This window comes from Ancylomarina sp., assembly GCF_041555295.1.
GTDB lineage: Bacteria > Bacteroidota > Bacteroidia > Bacteroidales > Marinifilaceae > Ancylomarina.
This window is the reverse complement of the sequence record NZ_JBFFKR010000068.1, coordinates 1-14,544: the sequence shown is the minus strand read 5'-3', so window position 1 is coordinate 14,544 and position 14,544 is coordinate 1. Positions and strand designations below refer to the sequence as shown.

Annotated in this window: 16 protein-coding genes; 12 read left to right on the top strand and 4 right to left on the bottom strand. The window is 35.3% G+C overall.

The genetic code is table 11. The features are described from left to right. Positions 1–17: 17 nt before the first annotated feature. Positions 18–632, bottom strand: a complete 615-nt coding sequence (gene msrA, locus ABY905_RS07290; RefSeq protein WP_372642062.1) for a peptide-methionine (S)-S-oxide reductase MsrA — start codon at positions 630–632, stop codon at positions 18–20. 232 nt (positions 633–864) lie between these two features. Here msrA and ABY905_RS07285 point away from each other — a divergent pair, with 232 nt between their 5' ends. The 7 genes from ABY905_RS07285 (at position 865) to ABY905_RS07255 (ending at position 7,476) form a co-directional block, all read left to right on the top strand. Further along, on the top strand, positions 865–1,440 hold the full coding sequence (locus tag ABY905_RS07285; protein WP_372642060.1) for a molybdenum cofactor guanylyltransferase: 576 nt from the start codon (positions 865–867) through the stop codon (positions 1,438–1,440). Positions 1,441–1,809: 369 nt separating this feature from the next. Further along, on the top strand, positions 1,810–4,044 hold the full coding sequence (locus ABY905_RS07280) for a molybdopterin-dependent oxidoreductase (protein WP_372642058.1): 2,235 nt from the start codon (positions 1,810–1,812) through the stop codon (positions 4,042–4,044). 3 nt (positions 4,045–4,047) lie between these two features. Beyond that, positions 4,048–4,581, top strand: coding sequence for a 4Fe-4S dicluster domain-containing protein (locus tag ABY905_RS07275; RefSeq protein ID WP_372642056.1), 534 nt, complete (start codon positions 4,048–4,050; stop codon positions 4,579–4,581). Between the two features lie 20 nt (positions 4,582–4,601). Next, positions 4,602–5,543, top strand: a complete 942-nt coding sequence (gene nrfD / locus ABY905_RS07270; protein ID WP_372642054.1) for an NrfD/PsrC family molybdoenzyme membrane anchor subunit — start codon at positions 4,602–4,604, stop codon at positions 5,541–5,543. 65 nt (positions 5,544–5,608) lie between these two features. Next, on the top strand, positions 5,609–6,130 hold the full coding sequence (locus tag ABY905_RS07265) for a YeeE/YedE thiosulfate transporter family protein (RefSeq protein WP_372642052.1): 522 nt from the start codon (positions 5,609–5,611) through the stop codon (positions 6,128–6,130). Positions 6,131–6,202: 72 nt separating this feature from the next. After that, positions 6,203–6,793, top strand: a complete 591-nt coding sequence (locus ABY905_RS07260; RefSeq protein WP_372642050.1) for a YeeE/YedE thiosulfate transporter family protein — start codon at positions 6,203–6,205, stop codon at positions 6,791–6,793. A gap of 62 nt (positions 6,794–6,855) precedes the next feature. Then, positions 6,856–7,476 (top strand): rhodanese-like domain-containing protein, encoded by a 621-nt coding sequence (locus ABY905_RS07255; protein ID WP_372642048.1) that lies wholly within the window; start codon positions 6,856–6,858, stop codon positions 7,474–7,476. Positions 7,477–7,555: 79 nt separating this feature from the next. On the opposite strand, the gene ABY905_RS07250 is transcribed toward ABY905_RS07255, so the two are convergent. Further along, positions 7,556–7,888 (bottom strand): hypothetical protein, encoded by a 333-nt coding sequence (locus ABY905_RS07250; RefSeq protein ID WP_372642046.1) that lies wholly within the window; start codon positions 7,886–7,888, stop codon positions 7,556–7,558. A gap of 245 nt (positions 7,889–8,133) precedes the next feature. Here ABY905_RS07250 and ABY905_RS07245 point away from each other — a divergent pair, with 245 nt between their 5' ends. The 5 genes from ABY905_RS07245 to rplS all read left to right on the top strand — a co-directional run bounded on the left by ABY905_RS07245 (position 8,134) and on the right by rplS (position 12,583). Continuing rightward, positions 8,134–9,366 carry a sensor histidine kinase gene (locus ABY905_RS07245; protein ID WP_372642044.1) on the top strand — a complete coding sequence of 411 codons (1,233 nt, stop codon included), beginning with the start codon at positions 8,134–8,136 and terminating at the stop codon, positions 9,364–9,366. Between the two features lie 4 nt (positions 9,367–9,370). Next, positions 9,371–10,072, top strand: a complete 702-nt coding sequence (locus tag ABY905_RS07240) for a response regulator transcription factor (protein ID WP_372642042.1) — start codon at positions 9,371–9,373, stop codon at positions 10,070–10,072. A 156-nt stretch (positions 10,073–10,228) separates the two neighbouring features. Next, positions 10,229–10,891, top strand: coding sequence for a YggS family pyridoxal phosphate-dependent enzyme (locus ABY905_RS07235; RefSeq protein WP_372642040.1), 663 nt, complete (start codon positions 10,229–10,231; stop codon positions 10,889–10,891). 139 nt (positions 10,892–11,030) lie between these two features. After that, complete coding sequence (locus ABY905_RS07230; RefSeq protein ID WP_372642038.1) at positions 11,031–12,035, top strand: dihydroorotate dehydrogenase-like protein; 1,005 nt, start codon at positions 11,031–11,033, stop codon at positions 12,033–12,035. A 200-nt stretch (positions 12,036–12,235) separates the two neighbouring features. After that, positions 12,236–12,583 (top strand): 50S ribosomal protein L19, encoded by a 348-nt coding sequence (gene rplS / locus ABY905_RS07225; protein ID WP_407936034.1) that lies wholly within the window; start codon positions 12,236–12,238, stop codon positions 12,581–12,583. Positions 12,584–12,646: 63 nt separating this feature from the next. On the opposite strand, the gene ABY905_RS07220 is transcribed toward rplS, so the two are convergent. Both ABY905_RS07220 and ABY905_RS07215 read right to left on the bottom strand, forming a co-directional pair. Then, positions 12,647–13,501, bottom strand: coding sequence for a patatin family protein (locus ABY905_RS07220; protein ID WP_372642036.1), 855 nt, complete (start codon positions 13,499–13,501; stop codon positions 12,647–12,649). Between the two features lie 12 nt (positions 13,502–13,513). Next, positions 13,514–14,248, bottom strand: a complete 735-nt coding sequence (locus tag ABY905_RS07215) for a lysophospholipid acyltransferase family protein (protein WP_372642034.1) — start codon at positions 14,246–14,248, stop codon at positions 13,514–13,516. Positions 14,249–14,544: the final 296 nt, after the last annotated feature.

Below are 14,544 nucleotides of genomic sequence, written 5' to 3'. Positions count from 1 at the left end.
ATCACCACATCAAGGTATTATTTTTTTAGTTTATTCTTAAACGCTTTTCTGAATTTTTCTTGCTTTGGTTTTATAACAAAGCTACAGTAGGGCTGACTTTTATTTTGATTAAAATAGTTTTGGTGATAATTTTCAGCTTTATAGAATTTCTCCGCTGCTGTAACCTCTGTGACAATCGGATCGTCCCATGCACCAGCTTTATCAAGTTCAATAATTAGATTTTCAGCAATTTGCTTTTGTTCTTCGCTGTGATAAAAAATTACCGAACGGTATTGTGTTCCCACATCAGCTCCTTGTCTATTCAAAGTCGTTGGATTGTGCACTAGCCAAAAAACTTCAAGTAAATCTGTAAAGCTGATGACTTCTGGATTAAATGTAATTTGACACACTTCGGCATGCCCCGTTTCTCCTGTACAAATATCCTTATAAGTTGGATTAAGCGTTTGTCCACCCATATAACCCGATTCAACCTTTTCGACACCTTCTAATTCCTGAAATATGGCTTCGGTACACCAAAAGCATCCTGATCCTAGTGTCGCAGTTTCTTTATTATTCTTATCCATTTTTTTAGCTTGATTTGCTTGAACTGCGATAGAAAGTAGTAGTCCAATTATTAATAATTTTAGTTTCATAAGTTCATTTTTTAGAATGCTAATCGAGTTTCATATAGAAATGCGAGAAATACTTATTTGAAATCATTCTAAAGATACACGCTGGAGTAGTAAAATAAAAATAAAAAGATGTTAATGTCTGGTTAAATTGTGATTGTCAAAGATGGTCTCAAGAATTGGAATAGACTTGTGTTTTCTGCATAAATTGTTTCGTTCATATTAATTTGAATAGATATTTTATCTAGTTTTAAGCATGCAAAAAAAGGAAGCTAAAATTGTAGGAATCGTTTTGTCTGGAGGGAAAAGTCGCAGAATGGGGCAGGAGAAAGGCTTGGTTAAATACCGAGGCAAAGCTCTAATTGAATATGCTATTGATACGCTAAAACCTATTTGCCATGAAATGGTAATTAGTACTGCAAATAGCGACTATTCTTACCTCGCTTTACCTATGATTGCAGATGAAATTCCTGATTGTGGCCCAATAGGTGGTATAAGTACTTGCATGAAAGCAGTGGAGGCTGACATATACCTCGTCATTTCCTGTGATACACCACACCTGCCTACCCAATTGTTTACTGATTTAGTAGCTCAACTGAAAGGCAAAGCTATAATTCCTATTGATGAAACAGGACGCAAGCAACCCCTTGCTGCCTGTTACGCTTCATCGGCTTCAGACTTCTTTCATGAGGCTCTCAAGTCAGGTCATTTGAAAATGATGAGCCTCCTTTCAAAAATGGATCCCCTCTATTTCAAGCCACCTCCAAGTCTTGATTATTACCAACCAAATCTCTTTTCGAACCTGAACAGTATGGAAGATATATCAGACTAAAGGGTATGAATTTAATTCTATTTATTCGAAATCTAAATAGTCCTATTGGGGCCTAGTTTTAAGGTGATTGGTCTGTTTTATTCTTTAGAATTGATCTAAAAAGAAACAAGGTATTTTAAAACATTTTTTGAATTGGTGTTTTTATATATGTTTACATGCATAAATGTAAGTTTCTAGATGTGTTGATGTGTAGAGATCTTAATATTTATAGTCTTTTTTATATCAGAATAAGGATTTTAGAAGAGAAAAATACGAGAAAATAAAACCTAATTCTATGAAATGTTCATGAAAAAATAGTTTTGACTCAGCCTGAGATAATTATTTTTTACTGAATGTGGCATACGACCTAAATATGAAAACTAGTATCATATGAACAGCAGAAGACAATTTTTAAAAATTAGTTCTTTAAGCGCTGCCGGATTAATATTTGGAGGAGGCCTTTTGGATGCTTTCGCCAATAATCTGGTTAAAACCAATCCATCCCATTTTAAGGGACCCTTTGACTTTACACGCACCCCTACTTACTGTGAAGTATGTTTTTGGAAGTGTGCAGGTTGGGTTTATAAGGATGAGAATGGTCGCATAAAGAAAATTATTGGAAACAATGATGATCCTAACTGTAATGGACGTTTTTGTCCTCGTGGTACCGGCGGTGTTGGTATGTATAATGATGAGGATAGACTAAAAACGCCTCTCATTAGAACTGAGGAGAGAGGGAAGCAAACTTTCCGTGAAGCATCATGGGATGAGGCTTTCGACTACATTGCTGGCAAACTGAAAAAGGTTAAAGAAGAGCATGGTCCAGAATCATTAGCTCTATTTTCTCATGGTTCAGGAGGGAAATATTTTGGCAAAGTATTAAAGGGTTTAGGCTCTAATAATATTGCGGCCCCGTCCTATGCACAATGTAGAGGTCCCCGCGAGGTTGCTTTTATTGCAACTTATGGTCAAGGAATCAATTCTCCAGAGAATACTGATATTAGAGATACCAAATGTTTGGTTCTTATCGGTTCTCACTTGGGTGAGAATATGCACAATGGTCAGGTTCAGGAAATGTCTGATTGTATTGACAAAGGTGCTACTATCATTACTGTAGATCCACGTTTTTCAACAGTTGCAAGTAAATCAAAATTTTGGCTACCAATTAAGCCATCTACTGATATGGCTTTGCTTCTGACTTGGATGAACGTAATCATCAACGAAGAGCTTTACGATAAAAAATACGTTGAGAAATATTGTTATGGTTTTGATCAACTAAAAGAGCACGTACAACAATATACGCCCGAATGGGCATACGGTGTAACTACACTAAAACCTCAACAGATTAGAGAAACGGCTCGCGCTATGGCTAATGCTGCTCCTGCTGTTATTGTTCACCCAGGACGACATGTGACCTGGTATGGTGACGATACTCAACGATTGAGAGCCGTTGCTATTCTTAATGCTTTATTAGGTTCTTGGGGACGACGTGGAGGCTTCTACAATCCTGAAAAGGCAAGTGTTCCTCATTATAAGATACCAAAGTTTCCTAAGCCAAATAAATCGTGGCGTGAAGCTTTAGGTGGTAAATATAATTTAGCTGACTTGGCATTAGCTTCGGGTCTTTGTGATGCATCTATGCCAACTCATGATTTGGGGCACCAAATTAAAGCCTGGATTGTTAACGGTACGAATCTAATAAATACACTTCCTGATCAGGCCAAGACACTTGCATCTATTCAAGCACTTGATTTAATTGCTGTGGTTGATACCATGCCAATGGAAATCACAGGTTATGCTGATGTTGTTTTACCAGAGTGTACTTATTTAGAGCGTTACGATTCTCTAAGAGTATCACAGGGAAGAGAGCCAAGTATTGCTCTTAGAATGCCAGCTGTTGAGCCTAAATATAATACAAAGCCAGCTTATTGGATGGCTAGAGAAATAGCCAAAAGACTTGACTTACTAGATTATTTCCCATTTGAGAATCTTGAAGATGAGATTGATTGGGAATTACAGCAAGTAGGTACTTCTTTGGAAGAAATGCAACGAATCGGTGTCAAGCGCATCAAGCGTGAAGTTGATGACTTGTATTTTGGGAAGGATGAAGATATAGAATTCAATACCAATACCGGTAAAATTGAGCTTTATTCGACTTCGCTTGCCGATGAAGGATTTGAGCCAATGCCTGTATTTGTTCAGCACCCTGAGCCTCAGGAAGGTTTCTACCGTTTGATATACGGACGTGCACCCATGCATACTTTTAGTCGTACGGCCAATAATCCTAACCTAACAGATTTAATGGATGAAAATACCTTATGGGTCAATCCTAAAGTCGCTAAGGAGTGGGATTTGAAAAACGATCAATATATTTATCTGGAAAATCAAGATGGCATTGTTTCCGATTTCTCAATTAAGGTAAGAGTCACCGAACGTATTCGTTTCGATTCAGTTTATATGGTTCATGGTTTTGGCCATGCTGATAAGCGTCTGAAACGTTGTTTCGGAAAAGGTATTAGTGATACACAACTTATCACTAATGTTATGACAGACCCAATTATGGGTGGTACTGGAATGAGAGGGAATTTTGTAACATTTAGATTTGATAATAAAAAGGAGGCCTAAACTATGAGATATGCAATGGCTATCGATACCAAGAAGTGTGTAGGCTGCAGCGACTGTGTGGTGGCTTGTCAAACTGAAAATGATGTACCTATTGGTTACTGCCGCGATTGGGTCGTAGAAGTAATGGACGGAACCTATCCTCAGCTTGAGATGGAAATCCGTTCGGAGCGATGCAACCACTGTGAGAACTCTCCATGTGTACGTTGTTGTCCTACAGGTGCCAGTCATTATAACGAAGGTGGCATCGTACTTGTTGAAAAAGATAAATGTATTGGATGTAGTGCTTGTATTACTTCTTGTCCTTACGATGCTCGTTTTGTTCATCCTGAAGGGTATGTAGATAAGTGTACGTTTTGCTTACACCGTGTGAAGAAAGGTATGCAACCTTCTTGTGTTGCTGTTTGCCCAACTAAGTGTATGTATTTTGGCGATTTGGATGATCCAAGATCTGAAGTTTCTATGATTCTTAAAAGGAGAAAATGGAAAACTTTAATTCCACAAGCAGGAACAAAACCACACCTATACTTTTTAATCTAACCCTATAACGATATACTATCATGCGTGAAGAATTAATTGTTAGTGGTAGAAACAACCCGCTTATCGATCCTCAACTTCATATATGGCACTGGGAGATTCCCTTGTACCTATTTTTAGGAGGATTGGCAGCTGGAGTTTTGTTTTTTGCCGCTTTATATACCATCAGAAACAGAGAAAATGATTACCGTACAGCTGTAAAAATTGCTCCTTTTGTAGCACCTATTGCACTTGTTATTGGTTTAATTGCTCTGTTTTTAGATTTGCATCACAAGCTATACTTTTGGCGACTTTATACAACAATTAAGTTGGAGTCTCCAATGTCGTGGGGTGCTTGGACTTTAATGCTAGTGACACCATTATCAATGTTATGGTGTGCTCTACACATCAAAGAGCTTTTCCCAAAATGGGATTGGAAATTTGACATTATAAAAGACGTGTTAGCTTTCTTTGATAAGCACAAGAAAGTATTGGCTTGGATTATGTTGATTTCATCAGCGGTCTTGGGTATTTATACAGGAATTTTGTTTTCGGCATTTAATGCTCGTCCGCTTTGGAATACGTCGATATTAGGCCCCTTGTTCTTAGCTTCTGGTTTATCAGCAGGTTCTGCAATCACTATTTGGTTATCGAAAGATCATGCCGAGAAAAAACGTTTCGCTCAGCTTGACCTGATGATTATTGGAGTTGAACTATTTCTGATCATCCATATGTTTATGGGATTTTTGGCAAGTTCACAAGTTCAGATCGATGCTGCCAACTTATTTTTAGGCGGTGCTTATACGGCTCCATTCTGGATTTTTGTTGTTATTCTGGGAATGATTGTTCCTGCTATACTTGAGATTCTTGAATTACGTAAATATAAAATTCCTGTAGTCATTCCTGTTGTGTTGGTTCTATTTGGAAGTTTAATGTTACGTTTCATTATATCTTATGCAGGCCAAGCTAGTCGTTGGCTTTATTAAATAAAACAAATCAAGAATTTATAATCGTTTCTCAAGTCAGATTGAGATGGTAAAATATAAATCATATGAACGAAGTAAAGAAAACTAAATATTGGAACCCATATATCGGAGGTATAATGTTGGGTTTGGTACTATTGTCTGCCAATTTTATTTCAGGTAGAGGCTTAGGTGCCAGTGGAGCTCTAAAATCTGTTGTCGTAAGTACAGTAAACACAATTGCTCCTGATCATGCAGAGAATACAACATTTTATAAGAATTATAATGAAACTCATGAGAACCCAATGAAATCATGGTTGGTTTTTCAAGTTTTTGGTGTTTTAGTTGGTGGATTCTTATCAGGAACATTCGCTAAAAGATTAAAATTTAAGGTTGAACATTCGCCAAAAATTTCGTCTAAAAGAAGATTGATTTTTGCTCTTTTAGGTGGTGCTCTTTTTGGATTTGGGTCCCAGTTAGGACGAGGTTGTACCTCTGGTTCTGCTTTAAGTGGAATGGCCGTTTTATCCCTTGGTGGATTTATAACAATGGCTTGTATTTTCGGAACGGCCTTCGGCTTAGCGTATTTCTTCCGTAAAAACTGGATTTAAAACTATTTTTTCAAGTGTTTAAGTTTTGAGTCATAAAAACTCAAGTCTAAAATCTAAAAAATTAAAAATATTATGGGACCATTAATCGTAAATGAAATAATTTCTCCAGATACCAATTTGTTCTTAGCCTTCTTAATAGGTATTGGTTTTGGATTTGTATTAGAATCAAGTGGCTTTTCATCTAGTAGAAAATTGGCTGGTATGTTTTATGGCTACGACACGACTGTGTTGAAAGTGTTTTTTACGGCTGCAATCACCGCATTGTTAGGTATGTTATTTGGGAGCCTTTTCGGTTGGGTAGATTTAAGTCTTATATACATTAATCCAACTTACCTCCATTCTGCTATAGTTGGTGGTGTTATCATGGGAGCAGGCTTTATTATGGGTGGCTTTTGTCCAGGAACAGCTTTTTGTGCTATTTCAATTGGTAAGCTTGATGCCTTAGCTTTTATCGGTGGCTTATTTTTAGGAATCGTTGCTTTTACAGAAGGGTATCCAATGTTCGAAGAGCTTTATAAAGCCGAGTTTATGGGAACTCCTACTATTAATGAAGTCTTAAACTTACCTCGAGGCCTTTTCTCTTTAGGTATGATTTTAGCTGCTTTTGGTATGTTTTGGGTTGGTGATTGGGCTGAGAAAAAATTCCCAAGAGAGGAGTATTAAAATCAATTAGGAATTACGATTTTGGAATAAATTCGTAATTTAAAATTTATAATTCTACGATCATGAATATAAGATTAAAATTAGCAGCTGTTTTTATTCCTTTAGGATTAATTATCGCGGCTGTACCTGAAAATACAACAAAGGTTTATAAGTTAACCGCAGCGGAGTTACTTGTGGAAGCTCAGGAAGGTGCTCAGTTTATGAGTACTGACGAGATCGCTGATATGGTGGTACAAAAAGATCCATCATTTCAATTGATTGATGTGAGAGCACAGGATGAATTCGAAAAATTTCATTTGCCAAATGCCATAAACATTCCTTTAACTGATATTTTATCAGAAAATTGGGCTGATGTTTTGGATCAGGATGTGAAAATGAATGTTTTCTATTCAAATGGGAGTTTGAAATCAAACGAGGCTTGGATGATTACACGTCAGTTGGGATTTGCAAATAATTACGTCATGCAAGGTGGTTTGAATTATTGGGCAGAAACCATTATGGATCCTAAAGCTCCATCTTCTACAAGTCCTGACGAGGAGATTGCCAAGTATGATTTTCGTAAGGGTGCGAGCATGGCTCTTGGTGGTGGTGGAGTAAGTACAACTGTATCAAATGGTGATAGTTCGCCTAAGCCAGTTATTAAGAGAAAGAAGAAAAAGAAACGTGCAGCAGGAGGTTGTTAACTTCCACTACGTTTTATCATACAAAAAAAGTGCTTATCTCAGTTGATAAGCACTTTTTTTTATCTAGTTGTCTGTAAGCTTATTTTTTACAACAATCTTTTGTACAGTCACCTGTACAAGCTTTTTTTTCAGTTTTTGTAGAACAAGCTTTCTTGTCGGCTGCACTACATTCTTTCTTTGCAGTTTTTGAACAAGTAGCTTTCTTATCTGTTTTACTACATGCCTTTTTATCTGCCTTATCGCAACAAGCTTTCTTCTCAGCTTTTTTACAACAAGCTTTTTTTGTGTCTTTTTTCTGATCTTGCTCCTGAGTTAATGTAATATCAGTGTCAGCATTGATAATGTTGTTAGCTGCAACACTTACTAAACTCATTGAGAAAACAAACAGAAGTCCGAATACTAATTTTTTCATAACTATTAAATTAAATGTTTAAAAATACGTTTCTAGTTCAAAATATTGTCTCAAATATAATAAAAAGATAAAAGAGTCTTCTGTTAATGAATTGTTAATGGTTAAAACTATTAATAAATAAAGCTTATTTTTGAGCTGTAATTAAGTTGAGTAAAAGAACTTTAGCTAGATTAAAAATATAAGTAAATTATTGTTTTTTTCTTATTACTCTCAAATATTTTAAATAAACACCTGTATAGCATAATATGACTCAATATAAATCACAGATATTTATTGGTGTATCTATTTTAGTTCTAATCATCCTTTTAATGATTCAAGTTCAGTGGATTAATCAAGCTCGTAAATTAAATGAAGAACAGTTTAGACATTTGGTAGGATTGGCTTTGCATGAATCTGTAAGTGAATTCATGGAAGATCAACAGTCCTGTTATGAGATGAGTGAATGTATGAAGAAACTCAAATCCAAGACGGATAGTGCCAGATTGAGATCTGAGATTAAGCGTTTGAATTTAATTATTGAGAATAAGTTTAAGCAGCATCAGATTAACTCTAATTATACTATTGAAGTACTGTCAAAAGCAGATAAGCAACCCCGAAGTCGATGTTTTTACTATAGTATGCAGCAGGCTTTAAGTGATGATAAGGCCATGTTGAACGTTTATTTTGATAAGCGTGAGAAAAATATACTCGACAGTATGGGTACCATGTTTATTGCATCATTAGTTGCTATTATCATTTTATTTTCTCTTTTTGGAATTACAGTATTATCACTACTCAGAGATAAAAAAATATTGGGCAGAACGACTGATTTGATTAATAATATTGCTCATGAATTTAAAACACCCATGGCTAGTATTGCTCTTGCCTGTGGTATGCTAAAGAGAGATAAGGTTCTTTCCGAACCTAAAAATGTATCGCATTATTCTGATATTATTCATTCTGAGAATAACAGACTACGTCAACAAGTTGAGCAGTTATTAAAATTAGCTTGTATTGAACGAGGTGAATTGAAGTTAAATGCTGACGAGCTTTCTATACATTCATTATTATCAGAATGTGCCTCTTGTTTAGATATTCAACTTAAAGAGAAAAAGGGAACTATTGAGTTTGATCTAAAAGCGACTCATGATAAAGTCAAAGTAGATGAAGATCTATTACAGAATGTTTTCAAAAATCTGATTGATAATGCCCTGAAATATTCCACTGATAGTCCTAAAATTAAAATAAGCACCGAAATTAAGAATAATGAACTCTGCATTTCAATAAGTGATCAAGGTATTGGAATGACAAGGGAAGAGCAAAAGCATGTTTTCGATCGTTATTATAGGGCTCATACAGGTGATATTCATAACGTAAAAGGCTTTGGTATTGGTTTATCTTATTGTAAGATGATTATTGATGCCCATAAAGGGAGTATTAAAGTTTGGAGTAAGAAGAATATTGGTAGTACATTTACAGTAGTATTACCTTTAAGCTAAATATATGAGCACTGGAAAATCACCAAAAATTCTTCTGGTAGAAGATGACCCGAGTTTGGGTATGTTAATGAAAGATTTCCTTGGAATGGAAGGTTTTGATGTGACACTTGCAAAAGATGGTGTTGAAGGACTTTCTTCTTATACATCAGATAGTTTTGATCTCTGTATTTTGGATGTCATGATGCCATTGATGGATGGCTTTACTTTGGCAAAAAAAATCAGAAAGAAAAACGAAGAGATACCGATTATCTTTTTGACAGCTAAATCTCTTAAAGAAGATAAATTGAATGGTTTCGATTTGGGAGGAGATGACTATATAACTAAACCCTTCGATGAGGATGAGTTGGTACGACGAATTAATGCCATTTTAAAACGTTCCTTTAAAGTTACTGAAGACACTGATTGTAAATGTAAGATCGGGATGTTTGATTTTGATCATTCCAATCTTGAACTTTCTTTAAACGGAAGATTTACTCGTATTACGAAAAAAGAGGCAGACGTGTTAATATTACTTTGTAATAGCCGTAATTCTCTGGTAAAAAGAGAAGAGATTCTTGTAAAAGTCTGGGGCGAAAATGATTACTTTATGGGACGGAGTCTTGATGTGTTTATTACCAAATTGCGGAAGCACTTAAAACCAGATCCAGCAATTAAAATTGAGAATGTACACGGTGTTGGTTTTATTCTGACTGACGGAAAGAAGTAGGGAGCTTCAATCCTTTTATGTCATTTATACATTAATTTTAGTCTTATAAATAAATTCTATCCAGCCATGGATAAATGAAATTCTAATTATTCGTAACTAAGTTTCGATATCCTTTCTAAAATTGTAATTTTGGGAAGGATTTTTAAAATATAACTGATGAGTATTTCACAAAATATAGATAAGGTATTAAAAAGTATACCTAAAAACGTCAAACTAATTGCTGTTTCTAAAACCAAGCCTCAAGAAGATATTGTTGAAGCATACGAGGGTGGGTATAAGATTTTTGGGGAGAATAAGCCGCAGGAATTAAAACAGAAATTCGAAGCACTTCCTAAGGATATTGAATGGCATTTTATTGGTCATCTTCAAACGAATAAGGTTAAATATATTGCAGGTTTCGTTCAACTTATTCACGCTGTGGATAGTATGAAACTGTTGCAAGAAATTAATAAGCAGGCTCTGAAACACAATCGTGTCATCAATTGTTTGTTGCAGTTTCATATCGCACAGGAAGAAACTAAGTTTGGATATTCTTTGCAGGAAGCTATTGAAATGTTGAATTCTGAGGAATTTAAGAGCTTGGAAGGTATCAATATTGTTGGCGTAATGGGTATGGCAACATTTACTGATAATCAAGACCAGGTGCGAGCAGAGTTTAAGCAACTTAAATTAAACTTCGAGGCTTTAAAAACAGAATTTTTTCATGATAAAACAGACTTTGTAGAGATTTCTATGGGGATGTCTGGCGATTACCAATTGGCAATTGAAGAGGGCAGTACTATGGTTCGAGTAGGAAGTTCTATTTTCGGATCTCGATAGTTTTCTCAGGAGTAAAAGACGATTAATATTCATAGGGCAAATGTGTTAATAGAATGATTAATAAGTCAGTTTAAATGTTAATTGATACCTCTAATTAATTATATTTGTTTCAATCAAAATAAAATCAAAGAATACTAGCATGATAAATCTTGAAACCACCTATATGGGATTGACTTTAAAAAATCCCGTTGTAGTTAGCAGTTCTGGTTTAACCAACTCTGTTCGTAAAATTAAAATATTAGAAGAAAAAGGTGCTGGCGCTGTTGTTTTGAAGTCTCTATTTGAGGAACAAATCACTAATGAAGCGTCTCATTTAATTTCGTCAGACCCTAAGAATTCAGCTTATCCTGAAGCTGAAGATTACATTGTAAATTATGTGAAAGGCAATTCAATTTCGAATTATCTTGAGCTAATCCGTGAGGCTAAAAAGGCTGTTTCTATTCCTGTAATTGCTAGTATAAACTGTGTTTCTTCTAAAGATTGGACATCTTTTGCAAAGGAAATTGAGAAAGCTGGAGCTGATGCTATCGAGTTGAATGTTTTTATTGTCCCTAACGATAAGAACAAATCTTCAGAAGCATACGAAAAGCTTTATTACGATGTGTTTTCGGCTGTGAAGAAACAAGTGAATATTCCTATTGCAATGAAATTAGGAATCTATTTTACCAATATGATGGCAGTTGCTAACCGTTTAAATGCAGATGGAGCTGATGCTTTAGTCTTGTTTAATCGTTTTTACGAGCCAGATATTGATATCGATAAGATGGAAATGACTTCAGCAGATGTATTGAGTTCTCCTGCTGATATCCGTAAATCATTGCGATTTGTTGGAATGATCAGCGATAAAATTAGAGGTGTCGACATTTCTGCATCTACAGGTATTCACGATGGAGAGGCAGCAATTAAGCAATTGTTAGCTGGTGCAAAAACAGTTCAACTTTGTTCAACAATCTACGAAAATGGTTTTGATAGAGTTACCGATATCTTAGCCGATATTACTAAATGGATGGAGAAGAAGGAATTTAAAACGATTGATGAATTCAGAGGTCAATTGAGTTATGGTAAAGTTGAAGATTCAGCGATGTACGAAAGAGCTCAGTTTATGAAATATTTTTCAAATAATCAGAAGGAAGTTCTGCAGTAGAAACTTTAATTCTATGATATTTAAGTCCGAATATAAATTCGGACTTTTTTTTTTGCTGCTCGTTGTTAAGTTTGTGTTGAGAATATCCTTGTTGATTGAAAAATAATCCTTACATTTGCGGCGAATTCGTGCGTAATCTCTGGCATCAAGACAGTTATATGTTTACATTGCGTTCGTGAATATTAAAAAAAATCAATACGATGGATTTAATTAAAGTTGCTGAGCAAGCATTTGCTACTGGCGTTGAGCTTCCTGCTTTTGGAGCAGGTGACACAATTAGTGTTTCTTACAAAATTAAAGAGGGAACTAAAGAAAGAATTCAGATCTTTAGAGGAGTTGTTATTCAGGTTAAAGGTACTGGTACCACTAAAACTTTTACTATTCGTAAAATGTCTGGTAACGTTGGTGTAGAAAGAATTATCCCAATGTTTTCTCCATTCATCGATAAGATTGAAGTAAACAAAAGAGGTCGTGTACGTAGAGCTAGAATTTATTACTTACGTGCTCTTACTGGTAAGAAAGCTAGAATTAAAGAAAGAAGATTTTAATCAGCTTTTAAGAATATTGAAAAAAGCCTTCCATATGGAAGGCTTTTTTTATGCCTTATATTTTTATTTAGTCAGGCTATTTTGTTTGAATCTCTCTATGGCAATTTTCCCCATTTCTTTTCCCGTTTTATAGTCATCAAGTAAGGTTTGATAGTCTTGTGTAAATCGACCAGTCTTAAAATATTCTGGAGGGCATATTTCAATGATCTCAACACCTTCAGGAGGATGGTGCATAAAATCGATAGATTGGTTGTAGACCTGATGTCGATTTCTAATTGCTTTCACTAAACCTTTATGTTTTGAGAAAATGAAATTCGCAATTTTAAACTCTAATCCATTGTTCATTCTGTATGATTCTGGACGCGATCGTAAAACCATGATACGAGTTGCTCCTTTTTCATAAGCTCTTTCAACTGGAATGGGTGCGGCAACACCACCATCAGAAACAATTTGTCCTTCAATTTCGAGGAAATTACGATAGAAGAGGGGAATGGTGCACGAGGCTTTTAGGTAATGGCTTAGGTTTTCGGCATTGGGTTTAAGAAAAAATGCTTCTCCATTATCATTTCGAGTAAATCCGATCTCAAAATCAATATTTTTATTAAAAAGTAGATTTGTATCTATTGGGAGTTCTTTTTCAGTTATCCTCCAAAGCCAATCGAGATCAATAAAATGATTGCCTCTTATAAAATTCGTGAAACTGATGTAGCCAGGTTGAAGAGAGTAGTTGGTGTAGACCTCAAAATTTCTTCCCATATGATCGGCAAGATAGGCTGCAGCATTTATCGATCCGGCAGAAACACCAATGACCATATCGAAGGGATTGAAACCATCTTCAAGAAATTGATCCATAATACCTGCAGAAAATATACCACGCATGGCGCCGCCTTCAATCACTAATGCTGTTTTTTCTACCATATGTTTGCTTTATTATTGTCCCAATTCAATTCGAATTAAATTTTCAATCATTGAGCATAGTTCGTTAGGCGTGTAACCTTTAGGTTCAATGGGTTCTAGAATAGAATAGCTTCCTTTTTCACCAAAAGATAGAGGGAAACGGCCTTTACGTTCAATTTTATAATTCCCATCCACAACAAAAGGAACAATAAGTGAATTAGGAGCTTCTTCCAATAAAGTAGCAAGACCTCCTGATTTAAATTGCTTTAGCTTCCCGGTTTTGCTTCGAGTTCCTTCAGTAAAGATACAAGCACAATAATTATTTTTAGCAATTAATTTTCCAAGCTTACGTATTTCACCTAGTGCCTGAGTTCTGTTGTTACGTTTGATTAAGGCAGCCCCCGAATGACGGAGATTATAGGAAATGCTAGGAAAACCTTTAGCTAATTCGATTTTTGAAATGAACTTAGGATGGTGTTTTCTAAATAGCCAAACAATGGGAGGGATGTCGTAAGTCCCTTGGTGATTTGAAACCACAATAATTGGACGATTGGTAGGTAAATCAGCTTTATTATTGAATTTTGTTCTAAAACCAATAACCCAAACCAAACGCATCAGAATATAATTCAGAATGTCAACCGATACTTTATGAGCCTGATAGCCGAAAAGAGTTCGACAAATAACTTGAATAGGATGAAAGATGATTAAGGCAAGAAGAAATAGGAAATAAAATAAGGGTGTAGTAATATAAGATAGTATCTTTTTCATAGGGAAAATTAAATTTTTCAATAGTTCATTTAGCACTCTCACAATTTATATCAGCTTCACGTTTCATTAATAATGGGCAGAACTATCAATGAATTTAATGATCTATTGATTTAAAACACCACAAAAATAAAAAACGATAGTTGATTTTCAACTATCGTTTTTAAATATACGACGATTACTTTCTATTATATGTGTTTTTCTTATTCCCAATGATTTATTTGAGTTCAAAACGAACCATGATCCTGTTCTCTAATTCAATTTTTTGAAATTCGATTTGTGGAGCAGCATCTTCCATT